The sequence below is a fragment of the Microbacterium sp. AG790 genome, assembly GCF_003634765.1.
Taxonomy (GTDB): Bacteria; Actinomycetota; Actinomycetes; order Actinomycetales; family Microbacteriaceae; genus Microbacterium.
Genome location: NZ_RBWZ01000009.1, coordinates 19616 through 35941 on the forward strand (window position 1 = coordinate 19616; position 16326 = coordinate 35941).

General features: G+C 69.8%; 17 protein-coding genes. 2 read left to right on the forward strand and 15 right to left on the reverse strand.

What is annotated here, in order from left to right; genetic code table 11:
• Positions 1–156 precede the first annotated feature (156 nt).
• Genes DEU37_RS09665 through DEU37_RS09675 form a run of 3 tightly spaced genes read right to left on the reverse strand, consistent with a single transcriptional unit; the run spans position 157 to position 3466 of the window.
• A complete protein-coding gene (locus DEU37_RS09665) occupies positions 157–1137 on the reverse strand; it encodes an NAD-dependent epimerase/dehydratase family protein (protein ID WP_121190510.1) in 981 nt (326 codons plus the stop codon).
• A complete protein-coding gene (locus DEU37_RS09670) occupies positions 1134–2714 on the reverse strand; it encodes a hypothetical protein (RefSeq protein WP_121190511.1) in 1581 nt (526 codons plus the stop codon). Before DEU37_RS09670 ends, DEU37_RS09665 begins: the two co-directional genes overlap by 4 nt.
• Positions 2696–3466 carry an ABC transporter ATP-binding protein gene (locus tag DEU37_RS09675; RefSeq protein WP_121190512.1) on the reverse strand — a complete coding sequence of 257 codons (771 nt, stop codon included), beginning with the start codon at positions 3464–3466 and terminating at the stop codon, positions 2696–2698. Before DEU37_RS09675 ends, DEU37_RS09670 begins: the two co-directional genes overlap by 19 nt.
• Before the next feature lie 97 nt (positions 3467–3563).
• On the opposite strand from DEU37_RS09675, the gene DEU37_RS09680 reads away from it, so the two are divergent.
• Positions 3564–4694, forward strand: coding sequence for an AAA family ATPase (locus DEU37_RS09680; RefSeq protein ID WP_121190513.1), 1131 nt, complete (start codon positions 3564–3566; stop codon positions 4692–4694).
• Between the two features lie 18 nt (positions 4695–4712).
• On the opposite strand, the gene pheT is transcribed toward DEU37_RS09680, so the two are convergent.
• From pheT to infC, 10 genes are all read right to left on the reverse strand, one after another.
• Entirely contained in the window at positions 4713–7238 is a 2526-nt protein-coding gene (gene pheT, locus DEU37_RS09685) for a phenylalanine--tRNA ligase subunit beta (RefSeq protein ID WP_121190514.1), read from the reverse strand.
• On the reverse strand, positions 7238–8278 hold the full coding sequence (pheS, locus tag DEU37_RS09690) for a phenylalanine--tRNA ligase subunit alpha (protein ID WP_121190515.1): 1041 nt from the start codon (positions 8276–8278) through the stop codon (positions 7238–7240). The genes pheT and pheS overlap by 1 nt, the downstream gene beginning before the upstream one ends.
• A gap of 57 nt (positions 8279–8335) precedes the next feature.
• Positions 8336–9286 carry an amino acid ABC transporter permease gene (locus tag DEU37_RS09695; protein WP_259457240.1) on the reverse strand — a complete coding sequence of 317 codons (951 nt, stop codon included), beginning with the start codon at positions 9284–9286 and terminating at the stop codon, positions 8336–8338.
• Positions 9283–9930 (reverse strand): amino acid ABC transporter permease, encoded by a 648-nt coding sequence (locus tag DEU37_RS09700; protein ID WP_121190517.1) that lies wholly within the window; start codon positions 9928–9930, stop codon positions 9283–9285. Before DEU37_RS09700 ends, DEU37_RS09695 begins: the two co-directional genes overlap by 4 nt.
• A gap of 84 nt (positions 9931–10014) precedes the next feature.
• The gene (locus DEU37_RS09705) at positions 10015–10929 is read right to left on the reverse strand and encodes a glutamate ABC transporter substrate-binding protein (protein WP_121190727.1); all 915 of its coding nucleotides are present in this window, start codon (positions 10927–10929) and stop codon (positions 10015–10017) included.
• A 64-nt stretch (positions 10930–10993) separates the two neighbouring features.
• Complete coding sequence (locus DEU37_RS09710) at positions 10994–11722, reverse strand: amino acid ABC transporter ATP-binding protein (RefSeq protein WP_183043660.1); 729 nt, start codon at positions 11720–11722, stop codon at positions 10994–10996.
• A gap of 148 nt (positions 11723–11870) precedes the next feature.
• On the reverse strand, positions 11871–12671 hold the full coding sequence (locus DEU37_RS09715) for an RNA methyltransferase (RefSeq protein WP_061682103.1): 801 nt from the start codon (positions 12669–12671) through the stop codon (positions 11871–11873).
• Positions 12672–12746: 75 nt separating this feature from the next.
• On the reverse strand, positions 12747–13127 hold the full coding sequence (gene rplT / locus DEU37_RS09720) for a 50S ribosomal protein L20 (RefSeq protein ID WP_005048911.1): 381 nt from the start codon (positions 13125–13127) through the stop codon (positions 12747–12749).
• A gap of 30 nt (positions 13128–13157) precedes the next feature.
• Positions 13158–13352: a 50S ribosomal protein L35 gene (rpmI, locus tag DEU37_RS09725; RefSeq protein WP_005048908.1), complete on the reverse strand. Its 195-nt coding sequence runs from the start codon at positions 13350–13352 to the stop codon at positions 13158–13160.
• 75 nt (positions 13353–13427) lie between these two features.
• Positions 13428–14096 (reverse strand): translation initiation factor IF-3, encoded by a 669-nt coding sequence (gene infC / locus DEU37_RS09730; RefSeq protein ID WP_005048905.1) that lies wholly within the window; start codon positions 14094–14096, stop codon positions 13428–13430.
• Positions 14097–14330: 234 nt separating this feature from the next.
• Between infC and DEU37_RS09735 the strand changes: the two genes are divergently transcribed.
• Positions 14331–14729 (forward strand): DUF1844 domain-containing protein, encoded by a 399-nt coding sequence (locus DEU37_RS09735; protein WP_061682104.1) that lies wholly within the window; start codon positions 14331–14333, stop codon positions 14727–14729.
• Between the two features lie 15 nt (positions 14730–14744).
• Here the strand turns inward: DEU37_RS09735 and DEU37_RS09740 are convergent, their stop codons facing one another.
• Both DEU37_RS09740 and priA read right to left on the reverse strand, forming a co-directional pair.
• On the reverse strand, positions 14745–15539 hold the full coding sequence (locus DEU37_RS09740) for an SseB family protein (protein ID WP_121190518.1): 795 nt from the start codon (positions 15537–15539) through the stop codon (positions 14745–14747).
• Positions 15523–16269, reverse strand: coding sequence for a bifunctional 1-(5-phosphoribosyl)-5-((5-phosphoribosylamino)methylideneamino)imidazole-4-carboxamide isomerase/phosphoribosylanthranilate isomerase PriA (priA, locus tag DEU37_RS09745; RefSeq protein ID WP_121190519.1), 747 nt, complete (start codon positions 16267–16269; stop codon positions 15523–15525). The genes DEU37_RS09740 and priA overlap by 17 nt, the downstream gene beginning before the upstream one ends.
• Positions 16270–16326: the final 57 nt, after the last annotated feature.

A 16326-nucleotide genomic window follows, 5' to 3' on the forward strand; every position in this document is an offset into this window, starting at 1 on the left:
GACCCGTCACGGCGACAGGGAGCTCGCGGGGTCGCCTAGAGTCGGCGGCCGGCCTGACGTCGGCGCGCACGCAGCACCGTGGGGACGGTGACAGGAGCGGCCGCGTGCATGCGGAGACGCTATCGCGCGGCGCGGCGTCGTCGCAAATCGACGCCGTCACTCCGCGAGGGCGTCGAGAAGCTCCCGCTCGTCGGCGCGGGTGAGGCCGGCGGAACGGGAACGGTCCAGACCCCGTTCGCGCTCGTCGGCGAGCACGCGCCGCAACACCTCCTCGAGCGGCCTCAGCCGGCCGCCGAGCAGGCGGTAAGCCGCGTTGGAGCGGGTGGCGAAGCCGGGCATGTCCTCGGGCAGCCACAGCGGAAGCGATCTCTCCCCCGCCCAGTACCCGACTCCTCGGGAGGCGAGCCACGGCGCGGATGCCGGGACGAGCGCACCGGTGTGGCCGGCGATGCTGCGTGCGGCGGCGAGCACCGCCTCCAGCGGAAGGCTGTCGCCGACGGCGTTGACTGCACCGGTGAACCGCGCCCGGCCGGCTTCGACCACGAAGTCGGCCAGGTCGTCGACGTCGATCGCCTGCACGCGCGCACCGGGCACGTCGGGGATCAGCACCGGCTCATCCGCGGCGGCGGCGAAGCGGGCGACCCAGTAGCCGAAGCGGTCGGTGGGATCGCCCGGGCCGGCGATCAGGCCCGGGCGCACCACGGCCGCGCGGTGGCCGAGCGTCGCCCGCACGGCCTGCTCGGCGGCGGCCTTCTCGCGTCGGTAGTCGTACGGGTCGCCCGGCTGGGCGGCCGCCGCGAGGGGGGCGGCCTCGTCGGCGCCCGCGGTGTCGTCGGTGGCGTAGGCGGAGACGCTCGACACGTACGTCCAGTGCCGCGTCCGCTCCGCGAGCGCGGCGGTCGCGCCGCGCACGTGGGCGGCTGACGAGGAGATGTCGACGACCTCGTCCCACTCCCGGTCCGCGACGGCGGCGTAGGCATCGTCGCGCCCGCGATCGGCGCGTACCAGCCGGGTGCCGCGGGGCGCGTCGCGGGCGCCGCGGGCGAGGACGGTCACGGCGGCACCGGCATCCTGCCAGCGCCGGGCGATCCGGCCCGAAAGCCAGCCGGTGCCGCCGAGGATCAGAACATCGGTCATGTCGTCGGGAAGGCCTTGATGCGCTGGAGCAGGTCGGGACCGGTGCGATCCAGCGTCCGGCCGCCGAGCCACACCCCCAGGACCGCGGCGCCTCCGCCGACGACGATGCCGACGACGAGCGCCACCCACCCCCAGACGGCCGCGCCGGTGATGAACCCGGCGACGGCGAACGCGATGGCCGGCGCTCCGATGACGAGGCAGGCGCCCATCACGACGAACACGAGCAGACCGGTCAGGAACGTCTGGCCCGGCACGCTCTTGAACGGGCTGTCGCCGGGGGCGGCGACGGGGGTCACGAGAAGGGCGGACGACACCGCCGAGACGCCGTAGCCGCCGAGCACGAGACCGAGCGAGGCCCCGAGGATGCCGGGCAGGTGCGCGAGGTGCCCGCCCACCGCCGTGGTCACCACGGCCAGCAGCACGATGAGCGGGATGCCGATGCTCGCCGCCCCCAGCATGCGGCCGAGACGGTCGTCGCGTCCGCGGATGCCGGTCGCGAGCACCGACGCGAAGGCCGTGCCGTCGTAGGAGACGTCGGTGTACCCGGCGAGGCACAGCACGAGCGCCACGAGCACCGCGGAACTGGAGAACATGAAGCCGTCGATACCGCCGGTGAACGCGAACAGCAGCGGGAACAGCGGCACGATGAGCAGCTGCCGCAGGTACCGCGGGTCGCGCAGCCAGGCCGTCAGCGACCGCGCCCACGTCGCTCCCACTCCCCCGGTGGGCATACGCCCGAACAGGCCGAGCGCTCCCGAACGCGCGACCTTGGCGGTGCGCTGCCGGGGCGCGGTGACGGCACCGCGCAGAGCGCGGGCCCACAGCAGCCACAGCACGCCGAGGGTCGCCACGGCGATGAGCAGCCGCGCCGCCGCAGCTGCCCACTGTCCGGCCGCGACGTCGGCGGGAACGGCCCATGCGGCGCCGATCGGCGTCCAGCCGAGCACGCCCGCGACCTCGGGGATCCGCTCGCGGACGCCGGCCGTCGACGTGAGTGCGAGGGTGCCGGTCACGATGGGCCCGGCCATGATCAGCAGGACGAGCACGATCGTGCCGATGAACTCTCGCCCGCGTCGGTTCGCCCCCATGCCGCCCGAGAGCGCGGACACGAGCCGGGACGCCACGACGCACGTCAACACCGCCAGGGCGACGCACACGAGAGCGCTGGCCGCGGCGAGCGGCCAGCGGACCCAGAGGGCGATCGTCGCGAGTGCCGCGATCGCGGTGGCGATGCCGGGGATGCCGGTGAGACCGGTGGCGGTGAGGGCCAGCATGATCTGCCGCGTGCTGAGCGGGAACGGGGCGAGCTTGTCGGCATCCACCGTCGTGTCCATGCCCGTGACGAGCACGGGGCCCAGGACCCAGCCCAGCAGGAGGGCGGATCCGCCGATGATCGCGACGGCGCGCGCACCGTCCAGACTCTGGAACACCGCGACGGCGACGAGCCCTGCGATCACGGAGGTGAGGATGCCGATCGCCCACAGGATGCCGAAGCAGAAGCCGACCAGCTGCCAGGGACGACGCGCGAGGGTGTTGCCGAGGATGCGGTATCTCAGCCTCAGGACTGTCGCAACCACTGCGGTCCCTCCGAGGTGTGGCGGCCTCCCACGAGGGAGAGGAACCGGTCCTGCAGACTCTCGCCCGCGCGCACCTCATCGACGGTGCCGGCGGCCAGGACACGACCGGCCGCGATGACGGCGACGTGGTCGCACATGCGCTGCACGAGGTCCATCGAGTGGCTGGAGATGATGATCGTGCCGCCCGATGACGTGTAGGAGCGCAGGACGTCCTCGATGTTGGCGGCGGAGACGGGGTCGACCGATTCGAACGGCTCGTCGAGCACGAGCAGACGGGGAGCGTGCACCAGGGCGCAGGCCAGCGCCACCTTCTTGGTCATGCCGGCGGAGTAGTCGGCGACGATCGTCCCGGCCGCCTCACCCAGGTCCATCAGTGCGATGAGATCGGCCACACGGGGGGCGATCTCATCGCGCGGCACCGAGAACATCATCGCCGTGTAGGTGATGAGCTGCTCGCCCGTGAGACGGTCGAACAGGCGAACGCCGTCGGCGAGGTTTCCGATGATGGCCTTGGCGCGCACCGGATCGGCCCACACGTCGACACCGTGCACCCAGGCGCCGCCGGCGTCGGGACGCAGGAGGCCGGTGGCCATCGACAGCGTCGTGGTCTTTCCGGCTCCGTTCGGCCCGACCAGTCCGTAGAACGATCCGGCGGGAACGACCAGGTCGACGCCGCCCACCGCGGTCTTGTCGCCGAAGCGCTTCACGAGGCCTGCAAGCTGCAGGGCGGGCACCATCTGCGTATCAGTCATCCCCACCGAGCCTAGCCCGACCCCTGTGGCCGGTAACACCCCCGTGGACGGACCGCCGGACGCCCGCGGTGTCGGACGGGTCTGCCACCATGACCGCATGCTGCAGACCCTCGCCGTCGCCGGTTACCGCTCCCTCCGGGATGTCGTGGTGCCTCTGGGTGGGCTCACCGTCATCACCGGCCCCAACGGGTCGGGCAAGTCCAACCTCTACCGCGCACTGCGGCTTCTCGCCGCCGCAGCGCGTGGCGAGGTGATCGGTGCCGTGGCGCGCGAGGGAGGACTGCCGTCCGTCTTGTGGGCGGGTCCGGAGAACGGCGGCACTCAGGGCACGGTGCGCCGTGGCCCGATCGCCCTCAGGCTGGGGTTCTCCTCCGACGAGCTCGGCTACCTCATCGACCTCGGCATCCCGCAGTCCGACCCTTCCGTCGCCAACCCGTTCGCCCGCGACCCGGAGATCAAGCGCGAGCAGGTCTTCGCCGGTCCGGTGGCCAAACCCGCCGCACTGCTGATCGATCGGCGGCGACAGAGCACACGTGTGCGCGAGGGCGGATGGACCGAGCTCGACCAGCGTCTCGCGCCCTACGAGAGCATCGTGACCGACCTGGCCGACGACGATACCGCGCCCGAGCTGCTGTCGCTGCGGCGCACGATGGGCGGGTGGCGCTTCTACGACCATTTCCGCGTGGATGCCGAGGCTCCCGCGCGCCGGCCGCAGGTCGGGACGCGCACCCAGACGCTGTCGCACGACGGGGCGACGCTGGCGGCCACGTGGGCGACGATCGTGGATGCCGGCCACGGCGACGCCCTGGACCGGGCCGTCCGCGACGCCTTCCCGGGGTCGCGCGTGGAGGTCCAGGCGAACGAGGGCCTGTTCCGTCTGGTCCTGCACCAGAGCGGCCTGCTCCGCCCGCTGGAGGCGGCGGAACTGTCGGACGGAACGCTGCGCTATCTCCTGTTGTGCGCGGCCCTCCTGCCGGCGCGACCCGCGCCGCTGCTGGTGCTCAACGAGCCGGAGGCGAGCCTGCATGTGTCGCTGCTCGCACCCCTCGCCCGGCTGATCCAGCATGCCGCCCAGCACACGCAGGTGCTCGTCGTCTCGCACGCGCGGGAGCTGGTCGAGGCACTCCCGGCGACGGCTCGCGTCGAGTTGCGCAAGGATCAGAACGGCACGGCCGTCGTCGGCCAAGGGTTCATGGACGTTCCCGCCTGGCATTGGGGGTCGCGGTGAACGGACCCCGAGGCCGCACTACTCCCGGATGCTCGCCCCGAAACGCTCGGCGGCCACCGCCACGCCGGCCAGCTTGGCCTCCGTGGCTTCTGCAGCGGTGAGCGTGCGGTCCGGTGCCCGGAACCGCAGCGCGAACGTGAGGCTCTTGGTGCCCTCGACGAGCCCGCTGCCCCGGTAGTCGTCGACGAGGCGAACGGCCTCCAGCAAGGCGCCCGCGCCCTCGCGCAGTGCCGACTCGACATCTCCCGCGACGACGTCGTCTGCGACCACGAGCGAGACGTCCTGCGTCGCGGCCGGGTATCCCGACAGCGAGGGCGCCACGTCGGGTGCGCCGGCGAGGCGCAGGACGCGGTCGAGATCGAGTTCGGCGACGTAGACCGCGCCCAGTAGGTCGGCATCGGCGGCCACCTGCGGCAGCACCTGACCGACGTAGCCCACCTCCTCGCCGTCGACCGTCAGGATGCCGGCACGGCCCGGGTGCAGCGCCGCACGCTGCCCCTGCGCGACCTCGATGCGCACTCCCGCCCCCGCGGCGATGGTCTGGACGGCGCCGAGCACATCCGACAGGTCCACCGGGATCGGGGTCTGGCCGGGCTGCTTGGCAACGATGTCGCCCGTGAGCAGAACCGCGACGTGGCGCGGCTGCGGCGGCAGCGCGGCGTTCAGCGCGGCGAGCGTGTCGTCGTCGGGACGAATCGCCAGCGGCGGCACGGTGTCGGTGCCGTACGTGACGCCCTCTTCCGGCGTGAACACGAGGCCCGTCTCGAACAGGGCGAGATCACCGAAGCCGCGGGCCTGGTTGCGGTGCGCGACCTGCAGCAGGCCCGGGATCAGTGAACGGCGCAGGTACGGCGCCTGAGCGTCGAGCGGGTTCGCGAGCTTGACCGATGCCACGGGCTCCCCCGAGGCCGACCCGTGCAGAGCGTTCGCCTCGGCGCTGGAGAACGGGAACGAGGGCGTCTCCACGAACCCGGCGGCGGCGAGCGCGTTGGCCACGCGCCGGCGACCCTTCTGCACCGGCGTCAGGCCGCGCCCGGACGGGGGCGTCGGCAGCACCGACGGGATGCGCTCGAGTCCGTGGATGCGCGCCACCTCCTCGGCCAGCGTCCACTTGTCGGTGAGGTCGGGGCGCCACGTCGGCGCAATGACGTGCCAGCCGTCGGCCCCGCCGTCGAGCTCCTCGCCGGACAGCACCTCGCAGCCGACCATCTCCAGGGCGCTCGTGATCTCGGCATCCGTGTAGTCGACGCCGATCAGCTGGGGGACGAACGCACGCGGCAGCTCGATGCCGGCGACGAAGACCTCGCCGAACAGCGCGCCACCGAGCTCGGTGTCGAGGGTGCCGCCGGCGAGGTCGACCATGAGGTCGGCGACGCGGCGGGCGGCCACGAACGGCAGCAGCGGGTCGACGCCGCGCTCGAAACGGCGCGACGCCTCCGAGGGCAGCTTGTGACGGCGGGCCGTACGGGCGATCGTGACCGTGTCGAAGATCGCGGCTTCGACGAGCACGTTGCGCGTGGCATCCGTCATCTCCGTCGTCCCGCCACCCATCACACCCGCGAGGCCGATGGGGCCGGAATCGTCGGTGATGAGAAGATCCTCGGCGCTGAGCGTGCGCTCTTTGCCGTCGAGGGTCGTGAGCTTCTCGCCCTCCTCGGCGCGGCGGACGGTGATGCCGCCCTGGAGCTTGTCGAGGTCGTACCCGTGGATGGGGTTGCCGAGCTCGAGCATGACGTAGTTGGTGATGTCGATGAGGATGCCGAGGGAGCGGATGCCGGCGAGGGTCAACCGGGCCACCATCCACGGCGGCGTCGGCCGAGTCGGGTCGACCCCGCGAATCACGCGGGCGACGAACTCGCTGGCACCGACGCGGCCGCGCAGCGGCGCGCGGTCGTCGACGACGATCGCGAACCCGGAGCCGGGCTGCACGTCGTCCCACGCGTGGGCTGCGGGGTCGGAGAAGGCGGCACCGGTCGCGTGCGAGTACTCGCGGGCGATGCCGCGGATCGACAGGGCGTAGCCACGGTCCGGAGTGACGTTGACGTCGACGGCGACGTCATCGAGGCCCAGCAGGGCGATCGCGTCGGTGCCGACCTCGGGATCGAGGCCCAGCTCGACGAGCCGCAGGATGCCGTTGTGCTCGTCACCCAGCCCGAGCTCGCGCGCTGAGGCGATCATGCCGTCCGAGACGTGCCCGTAGGTCTTGCGTGCGGAGATCGGGAACGGCCCCGGAAGGACCGCGCCGGGCAGCGACACGACGACCTTGTCGCCTTCGACGAAGTTGGACGCGCCGCAGACGATGCCGCGGACGCCGCCGTTCGCCGCGCCGACATCCACCTGGCACCAGCGGATCGTCTTGCCGTTGGACTGCGGCTCGGCCTCGAACGAGAGCACCTGGCCGACCACGACCGGTCCGCTGATCTCGAAGCCGATCGCCTCTTCCTCCTCGAAGCCCACCGACACGAGCGCCGCGAAGACGTCGTCGGTTGTGGCGTCCTGGGGAAGCTCGACGTACTCACGCAGCCACGACAGAGGGACGCGCATCAGACCACCATTCCGAACTGCTCACTGAAACGGACATCGCCTTCGGCCATGTCGCGCATGTCCTGCACGTCCGAGCGGAACATGAGCGTGCGCTCGATGCCCATTCCGAACGCGAATCCCGAGTACACCTCGGGGTCGATCCCCGCCGCGCGCAGCACGTTCGGGTTGACCATTCCGCAGCCGCCCCACTCGATCCAGCGCGGCCCGCCCTTGAACGTGGGGTGCCAGAGGTCGAGCTCGGCCGACGGCTCGGTGAACGGGAAGTAGTTGGTGCGAAAGCGCGTCTTCGCCTCGGCGCCGAAGAGCACCTTCGCCGCGTGATCCAGCGTGCCCTTGAGGTTCGCCATCGTGATGCCCTTGTCGACGACGAGGCCCTCGAACTGATGGAAGGCCGGCAGGTGCGTCGCGTCGAACTCGTCGGTGCGATACACCCGCCCGGGCGAGAGCACGTAGATGGGCAGGTCGCGTTCGAGCATCGATCGCATCTGCACCGGGCTCGTCTGGGTGCGCAGCACCAGGTGCCGCGCGATCGGGTCGACGAAGAACGTGTCCTGCAGCTGGCGCGCCGGGTGATCGATGTCGAAGTTCAGGCCGTCGAAGTTGTACCACTCGTGCTCGAGCTCGGGCCCTTCGGCGATCTCCCATCCCATGCCGACGAACAGGTCGGCGATCTCCTCCTGCAGAAGAGACACGGGATGCCGAGCCCCGACACGCGCTCGCGGTGAGACCGCGGTGATGTCGACGCGCTCGGATTCGAGCTGGGCAGCGGACTCCGCGGCCACGAGCTCCTCCTCGCGGGCGGCGAGTGCCTGCGTGAGACGACCGCGGGCCTGGCCGACCAGCTTGCCGAACGCCGCCTTCTGATCGTTCGGCACGTGGCGCAGCTGCGCGTTCAGTCGCGCCAGGGGCGAGCCTTCGGCGGCATGGGCGGCGCGAGCGGCCTTCAGCTCGACCGTGGAGCCTGCCGCGGCGATGGCGGAAAGCGCGTCCGCCACAGCGGCATCGACGTTCTCTGGAGTGATCTCGGGTGCGTCAGACACAAGAGAGGAGTCTACCGGGGGGCGGGCAGCCATCCCCGCCGCGCTGATCCCCGCCGATCAGTGCGGTCGGCGCGGCAGACGGCCGGGCCCGCCGCCCTCGTTGCCCGTGGCACGATCGGTCGACTGCTGCAGACCGATCAACTGGGTGTCGGTCGTCGCGCCCACCGGGTGGTGCAGCGCGCCCCCTTCTGCAGCCTGCTGCTGTTGGCGTCGCTTCGTGCGCTGCTCGATGCGATACGCGACGTAGCTCAACGCCAGGCACATGGCGACGTAGATCGTGCCACCGACGATGGCCGTCTGTATGAGAGGCGAGCTGTACACCGCGTTCGAGCCGAGCAGTTTGATGACGTACAGCAGCTCCGGGTAGGTGATGATGAAGCCGAGTGCCGTGTCCTTGAGGGTGACGACCAGCTGTGCGACGATCACGGGCATCATGGCCCGGATCGCCTGGGGCAGCAGGATGAGGCGCAGCACCCCGGCCTTGCGCAGACCGATCGCATAACCCGCCTCGCTCTGGCCGCGCGGCAGCGACTCGACGCCGGCGCGGATGACCTCGGCGAGCACGGAGCCGTTGTAGGCGACAAGGGCGATCACGACCGCCCAGTAGGGCTCCATGCGGATGCCGACGACGGGGAGGCCGTAATAGAGGAGCATCATGAACACGAGCACCGGGATGGCGCGCAGAACCTCGGTCACCCAGCCGACGGGGACGCGTATCCAGGCACGATCCGACAGACGCCCGATCGCGAGGACCAACCCCAGCGCGAGCGCACCCGCCGCCGCGGCCGCGAAGGCGGCGAGCGTCGCGAGGGCGCCGTCGAGCAGACGCTGCCAGATCGTCCCGTAGGTGAAGATCTCCCACTTGTCGGCGGCGAACTGACCGGTGGCGGCGAAGCGCCAGAGCACCCATCCCGCCACCGCCGCGATCACGACGATCGTCACCGCACCGAGCACCCGGTTGCGGGCGATCGCCTTCGGCCCGGGGACGTCGTAGAGGACGGAACTCATCGGGCGACCTTCCATCTGCGCTCCATCGCCCGTTGCAGCCACGCGAGCAGCAGCACGAGGGCGACGAAGATGACCATGACCCACAGAAGTGTCACGAGCTGGTTCTCGCCGCGCTCGCTGAGGTTGCTGCGCACGGAGCCGAGGTTGAGCACCGAGAAGCCGGCGGCGACCGTCGTGTTCTTCAGCAGGGCGATGAACACGCTCATCATGGGCGGGATGACCGAGCGCGTCGCCTGCGGCAGGACGACGAGCGTCATCACCTGACCGAAAGTGAGCCCGAGAGCGCGCGCGGCCTCAGCCTGCCCCACCGGGACCGTATTGATCCCCGAACGCAGCGTCTCGGCGACGTAGGTCGCCGTGTAGACGCCGAGGGCGAGCGTCGCCAGCAGGATCGCATCGATGCGCTCACGCAGCAGGATCGGCAGGCAGAACGCGAAGAAGAACATGACGAGGGTCAGCGGCGTGTTGCGGATCCAGTTGACGTAGACCGTGCCCACCGCCCGCGCCGCGGGGATCGGCGAGACGCGCATGGCACCGACGATGAAGCCGAGCACCAGCGCGAGAATGCCACCGCCGATGAACAGCACCATCGTTCCTCTGAGCGCCTCACCCCACAGATCGAGGTTGTTGGTGATGATCTCCACCGCCCCGCCTTCCGTCGTTCTCGTTGTCGTCGTCTCGGTGCCGGATGCCGGCGGCAGCGCGGTCGTCGCTGCCGCCGGCCCCGCTCAGCTCGCGGCGTCGACCGGGGGCTGCGTCGCCTTCACACCGGAGGCGCCGAGGTTCTTGTCGAAGATCGCCTGCCAGGTCGACCCGCCGTCGGTGAACATCGTGTTGATGAACGTCTGCAGCGCGGTGTCGCCCTTGGCGATGCCGACGCCGTAGCGCTCCTCGCTGAACGGTTCGCCGACGACCTTGAGCTTGTCGGGAGCCTGGGCCGCGTACCCGATGAGGATCGCTTCATCGGTCGTGACCGCGTCGACCTGACCGTTCTTGAGGTCTTCGACGCACGCCGAGTAGGTGTCGTACTCCTTGGTCTTGGCGGGAGTCTGATCCTTGATCCGCTGGATCGAGGTCGAGCCGGTAGCCGAGCAGACGGTGTCGTCCGCGGTCAGAGAGTCTTTGCCCGTGATCTTGTCGTTTTCGGCCGCGACCAGCAGGCCCTGTCCGGTGATGAAGTACGGACCGGCGAAGGAGATCTGCTGCTTGCGCTTGTCGGTGATCGAGTAGGTGCCGACGTAGTAGTCGATGTCACCGTTCACGAGGGCCTGTTCCCGGTTGGCCGAGGCGATCGGCTGGAACTGGATCTTGTCCTCGGCGACGCCGAGCGAGGCGGCGATCCAGCGCGCGATGTCGACGTCGAAGCCGCTGCGCGTGTTGGTCACCGGGTCCAGGTAACCCAGGCCCGGCTGGTCCTCCTTGACGCCGACGGTGACGGTGCCGGAGCTCTTGATCTTGTCGAAGGTGGGGCTGCCCTCGATCGTCACGTCGGTGGCGACCGTCCAGGGATTCTCGGCGGCACCCGAGGCACCGCCGGTGGAGCCCGGCTCCGCGCCGGGCGTACCGCTGTTGCACGCGGTGAGGGCGAGCGCGGCGAGGGCGATCCCCGCGATGCTGCCGGCGATTCTGTTCTTCTTCAGCATGTGATCCTCCTGTTTCGTATCCATCTCTCGTTGACCGCGCCGGTGCGAGGCGCGGACGTCTCGGTCAGTGCGTGATCAGCTTGGAGAGGAAGTCCTTCGCCCGGTCGCTCGTGGGGGCCGTGAAGAACTGGTCGGGGCGTGCCTGCTCGACGATCTGGCCGTCGGCCATGAAGACCACCCGATCGGCCGCTTTACGCGCGAACCCCATCTCGTGCGTGACGACGATCATCGTCATGCCGTCCTGGGCGAGACCGACCATGACGTCGAGCACCTCGTTGATCATCTCCGGGTCGAGCGCACTGGTGGGCTCGTCGAACAGCATGACCTTGGGCTTCATCGCCAGCGCCCGGGCGATCGCGACACGCTGCTGCTGACCGCCGGAAAGCTGTCCCGGCAGCTTGGACGCCTGATGCCCGACGCCCACGCGCTCCAGCAGCACCTTGGCTTCGGCTTCGGCATCCGCCTTCTTCATCTTCTTGACCTTGATGGGGCCGAGCGTGACGTTCTCGAGGATCGTGAGGTGGGAGAAGAGGTTGAAGGACTGGAAAACCATGCCCACGTCGGCACGCAGAGCCGCGAGCGCCTTTCCCTCTTTCGGTAGTTCCTTGCCGTCGATCGTGATGGTGCCGCTGGTGATCGTCTCCAGACGGTTGATGGTGCGACACAGCGTGGATTTGCCCGAGCCGGATGGGCCGATGACGACGACGACCTCGCCGCGGTTGACGGTCAGATCGATGCTCTTCAGCGCATGGAAATCGCCGTAGTGCTTCTCGACACCGGTGACGACGACCAGGGGATCCCCCCGCCGGACCGTGATGTTCGACGTCGCGGGAGCCGGGCTGGAATGAGACATGCGGGCCAGCCTAGGCAGACCCTGTGGAAGGCGACCAACTTATACACAGGATCTTGACCGAGTCGTAACCGACCCGGAACAATTCGCGTCAGCGATCGCCGCGTTGCGCGAACGCCGTCTCGTACAGGCAGACGCTCGCCGCGGTGGCGAGATTCAGAGACTCGGCGCGACCGTAGATCGGCAGTCGCAGGGAAAGGTCGGCGAGCGCCAGCGCATCGTCGTCCAGACCCCGCGCCTCGTTGCCGAACAGCCAGGCCGTGGGTGCGGCGAGCACGTCTCGGCGGGCGAGGAAGTCCTCTCCCCCGACGTCCGCGGCGACGATGCGCAGGCCTGCGGCATGTGCCCGTTCGACGGTGGCCGCCAGCTCCGCGGCGACGGCGACGGGAACGTGGAACAGCGAGCCGGTCGTGGCGCGCACGACCTTGGGGTTGTAGGGATCGACCGTACGTCCGGTCAGCACGACGGCATCGGCACCGGCGGCGTCGGCGGCGCGGATGATGGTGCCGAGGTTGCCGGGGTCGCGTACCTCTTCGCAGATCGCGATGAGACTCGGCGACGCGGCGAAGATGTCTTTGAGCGACGTCGGCGACTGTCGCGCCACGGCGACGATCCCCTGCGGGGTCACCGTGTCGGCCATCGCGTCCAGCACCGCCTCGGTCGTGAACACGATGTCCAGGCCCGCGTCCCCGGCCGCATCCCGGATGTCCTGATGACGCTCCATCGCCGTGGGCGTGGCGAAGAGCTCGACGAGGGTGTCGGGGCGGAAAGCGAGAGCCTCGCGGGCCGCCTGGGGTCCCTCCAGCAGGAACAGCCCGGTCTCCTGTCGGGCGCTGCGCTTGGTCAGCTTGGCGACGGCGCGCACACGGGGAGAACGAGGATTTTCGAGCACGATCTCATCCTAGGGAATGAAGAAGGGGCGTCCCCCGTTCGGAGGACACCCCGTCTCGTGCTGTGTGGGCAGTGATTACGCCTTGGGCGCGTTCACGTCCGCCGGCAGCGCCTTCTTCGCGGTCTCGACGAGCGAGGCGAAGGTGGCCGGCTCGTTGACGGCCAGTTCGGCCAGCATGCGACGGTCGACCTGCACGCCCGCGAGGCCGAGGCCCTGGATGAAGCGGTTGTAGGTGATGCCGTTCTGACGGGCCGCGGCGTTGATGCGCTGTATCCACAGGCGGCGGAAGTCGCCCTTGCGCTTGCGGCGGTCACGGTACGCGTAGACCAGCGAGTGGGTGACCTGCTCCTTGGCCTTGCGGTACAGGCGCGAACGCTGACCGCGGTAACCGGATGCGCGCTCGAGGATGACGCGACGCTTCTTGTGGGCGTTGACGGCCCGCTTGACTCTAGCCATTTTCTTCTACTTTCTCGTCTGCGTCAGCGCTCAGATGCCGAGGAGCTTCTTGGCGACCTTCGCGTCGCCGGGAGCCAGGATCTTGTCGGCCGACAGGCGGCGCGTGCGCTTGGTGGGCTTGCCTTCGAAGTTGTGGCGGAGGTTCGCCTGCTGCTTCTTGATCTTCCCGCTACCGGTGACCTTGAAGCGCTTCTTGGCACCCGAGTGGGTCTTCTGCTTCGGCATGTCTCTATCCTTCGTTGTGGTTCCCGCGGGGCGGGAGCTCTGGGGGCCGAGAGGCTGCGCCTCCGGCCGGCGGCCTTACTCCGCGGGAGCGGGCTCGGCGGCGGGGGCGGCCTCGGGCTCGGCGCCCGTGGTGCCGCGCGCCTGGCGCGCCGCCTCCTTGTTCGCAGCACGCTGGGCGTTCTGCTCGGTCTTCACCTCGGACTTGTTCTTGTGCGGGGCGATGACCATGACCATGTTGCGTCCGTCGATCGTGGGGTTCGACTCGACGGTTCCGTACTCGGCGACGTCCTCGGCGAACTTGCGCAGCAGCCGCACACCCTGCTCCGGACGCGACTGCTCGCGGCCTCGGAAGAGGATCATGGCCTTGACCTTGTCACCGGCCTGCAGAAAGCCTTCGGCACGCTTGAGCTTGGTCGTGTAGTCGTGCGCTTCGATCTTCAGTCGGAAACGGACCTCTTTGAGAACCGTGTTCGCCTGATTGCGACGCGCTTCCTTCGCCTTCTGCGCCGCCTCGTACTTGAACTTGCCGTAGTCCATGATCTTGACCACGGGCGGCTTCGAGTTGGGGGCGACCTCGACGAGGTCGAGATCTGCTTCCTGAGCGAGGCGCAGAGCGACCTCGATGCGGACGACGCCGACCTGCTCACCCGCGGGTCCGACGAGGCGGACCTCGGGAACGCGAATGCGGTCATTGGTGCGGGGATCGCTGATGCGGAACTCCTTAGTCGTACGGGTGGGTGCCACCGGACACAGGGATGTGTCTCGGGCGGAAGATCGTCACGTCCACCCCGCACGACGCGCACGTCGGCTTCGTTCCTGCACCCTCACCCGCACCGATTGTTCGGTGCGACAACCTCGACGGACGAGGCGGAGCGCGTGACCCGGTAGCCTGGAGCGGCAAGCGCGGGTGGGATGTGATCCTCTTTCGTTCCGGAGCAGAACACTCCGGCGCCCGCACAGTCTAGCAGAGAGCAGCACGTGGACACGATTCCTTCCTCCCCCGACCGTCACGAGGCCGAACGGCTCGCCCGATGGGAGGAACAGGAGCGTGCCTCCGCCGCCGCCACCCGCGACATCGCCGACGTGCCGGCGGTGGAGGTCATCACGACGGCCGCAGTGCATCTCATGAGCGCAGCCGCCGTCAAGACCGGTCTCGCGGACGATCCCGAGACGCAGCTGGATCTCGACGAGGCACGCAAGCTGATCAACGCCCTGGCGGGGCTGATCACGGCCGGAGCGCCGGAGATCAGCGACATGCACGCGCGGTCACTGCGCGATGGACTGCGCTCGCTGCAGCTCGCGTTCCGCGAGGCCTCGGTCATCCCCGACCCGATCGGCAAGGGCCCGGGCGAGAAGTGGACCGGACCCGTCACGTGAGACCCGGCGCGGCGCTCAGCCGCGGACGAGCTTGACCGTGAGCGAGTCGACCAGCACCGCAATGCGATCATCGGCGGCCCACCGCGCCGCCAGCCGCTGCAGGGTGGCGTCGAGCTGAGACTGGTCGAGCCCATCCACGAGCTGCAGACGGACGATCAGTTCCGGGCCGCGCAGACGCGCCTGCGGATCCCCCGGCGCCACCGACAGGTCGAGCACGCCCAGCTCGGAGCCGATCGAATCCTGCAGCCCGGCATAGACCTCCGGCGAGGTGTGAGCGGGTTCCCAGGCGAGCCCCTGACCGAGGGCCCACACCGCGGGGCGACGCAGAACGAACTCGGTCTCGGATGCCGGGTCGATCACGATCAGGTCCGTATCGTCGGCAGCGGCGGCCAAGGCGGTACGGATGCCGTCGGCCGGCACCGGTCGCGCTTTCGGATCCCACGCCGCCATCGTGCGCACCGACGTGAACACGGGCAGCACACGCCGCCCGTCGGGCGCAGCGACCGTCACGATGGACAGCTCCTGCGTCTTGTCGACGGTGTGGCCGGACGGGGCGACGCCCACATCGCCGGCCTCGGCGACCAGCGGGATCAACAGGCGTGCCGTGCGGTAGGCGTCGACGACCGCACGAGCATCACCCTCGCCCCGGCGGAAGCTCAGCAGTGCCGACAGCAGCGCAGGGTCTGCAGAGCCGTCGTCGCCGGCGTGCGGATTGGGCTCGAAGGAGCGCCCCTCCCAGGGCACGCCTGCGGAATCCGCGGCGCAGGCGTGGGCTGCGGCGTCGTCGGGACTCTCAGCCTGCGGCGACATCCAGCGCCTCGGCGAGGGTGAAGGCCCCCGCATAGAGTGCCTTACCCACGATGGCCCCTTCGACGCCGAGCGGAACGAGCTCTCGCAGGGCCGCGATGTCGTCGAGGTTCGAGATGCCCCCCGAGGCGACAACCGGCTTGACGGTGCGGGTGGTGACCTCGCGCAGCAGCTCGAGGTTCGGGCCCTTCAGCGTGCCGTCCTTGGTGACGTCGGTGACGACGTAACGGCTGCACCCGGCGTCTTCGAGGCGCTGGAGCACCTGCCAGAGGTCGCCGCCGTCGCGCGTCCACCCGCGCGCAGCGAGCGTGGTTCCACGCACGTCGAGTCCGACCGCGATCGCGTCGCCGTAGCGGCCGATCACATCCGCCGCCCACTCGGGATTCTCCAGCGCCGCGGTGCCGAGGTTGATGCGGCTCGCCCCCGACTCGAGGGCGGCCTCCAAGGTCGCATCGTCGCGGATTCCTCCGGACAGCTCCACCTGCACGCCCTTGAGCTGCTTGATGACTTTGCGCAGCACGGCGGCGTTGTTGCCGCGTCCGAAGGCGGCATCCAGATCCACGAGGTGGATCCACTGGGCGCCGTCGCGCGCCCAGGCCAACGCCGCGTCGACGGGATCGCCGTAGCTGGTCTCGGTGCCGGCCTCACCCTGCGTCAGACGTACCGCCTTGCCGTCGGCGACGTCGACGGCGGGCAGGAGGATCAGTTCGGGGGTCGACGCGAAATCGTTCATGGCTCCAGGAAGGGTTCAGTGCCCGCCATGCGCGGACACGAGGACACACAAGCAGAG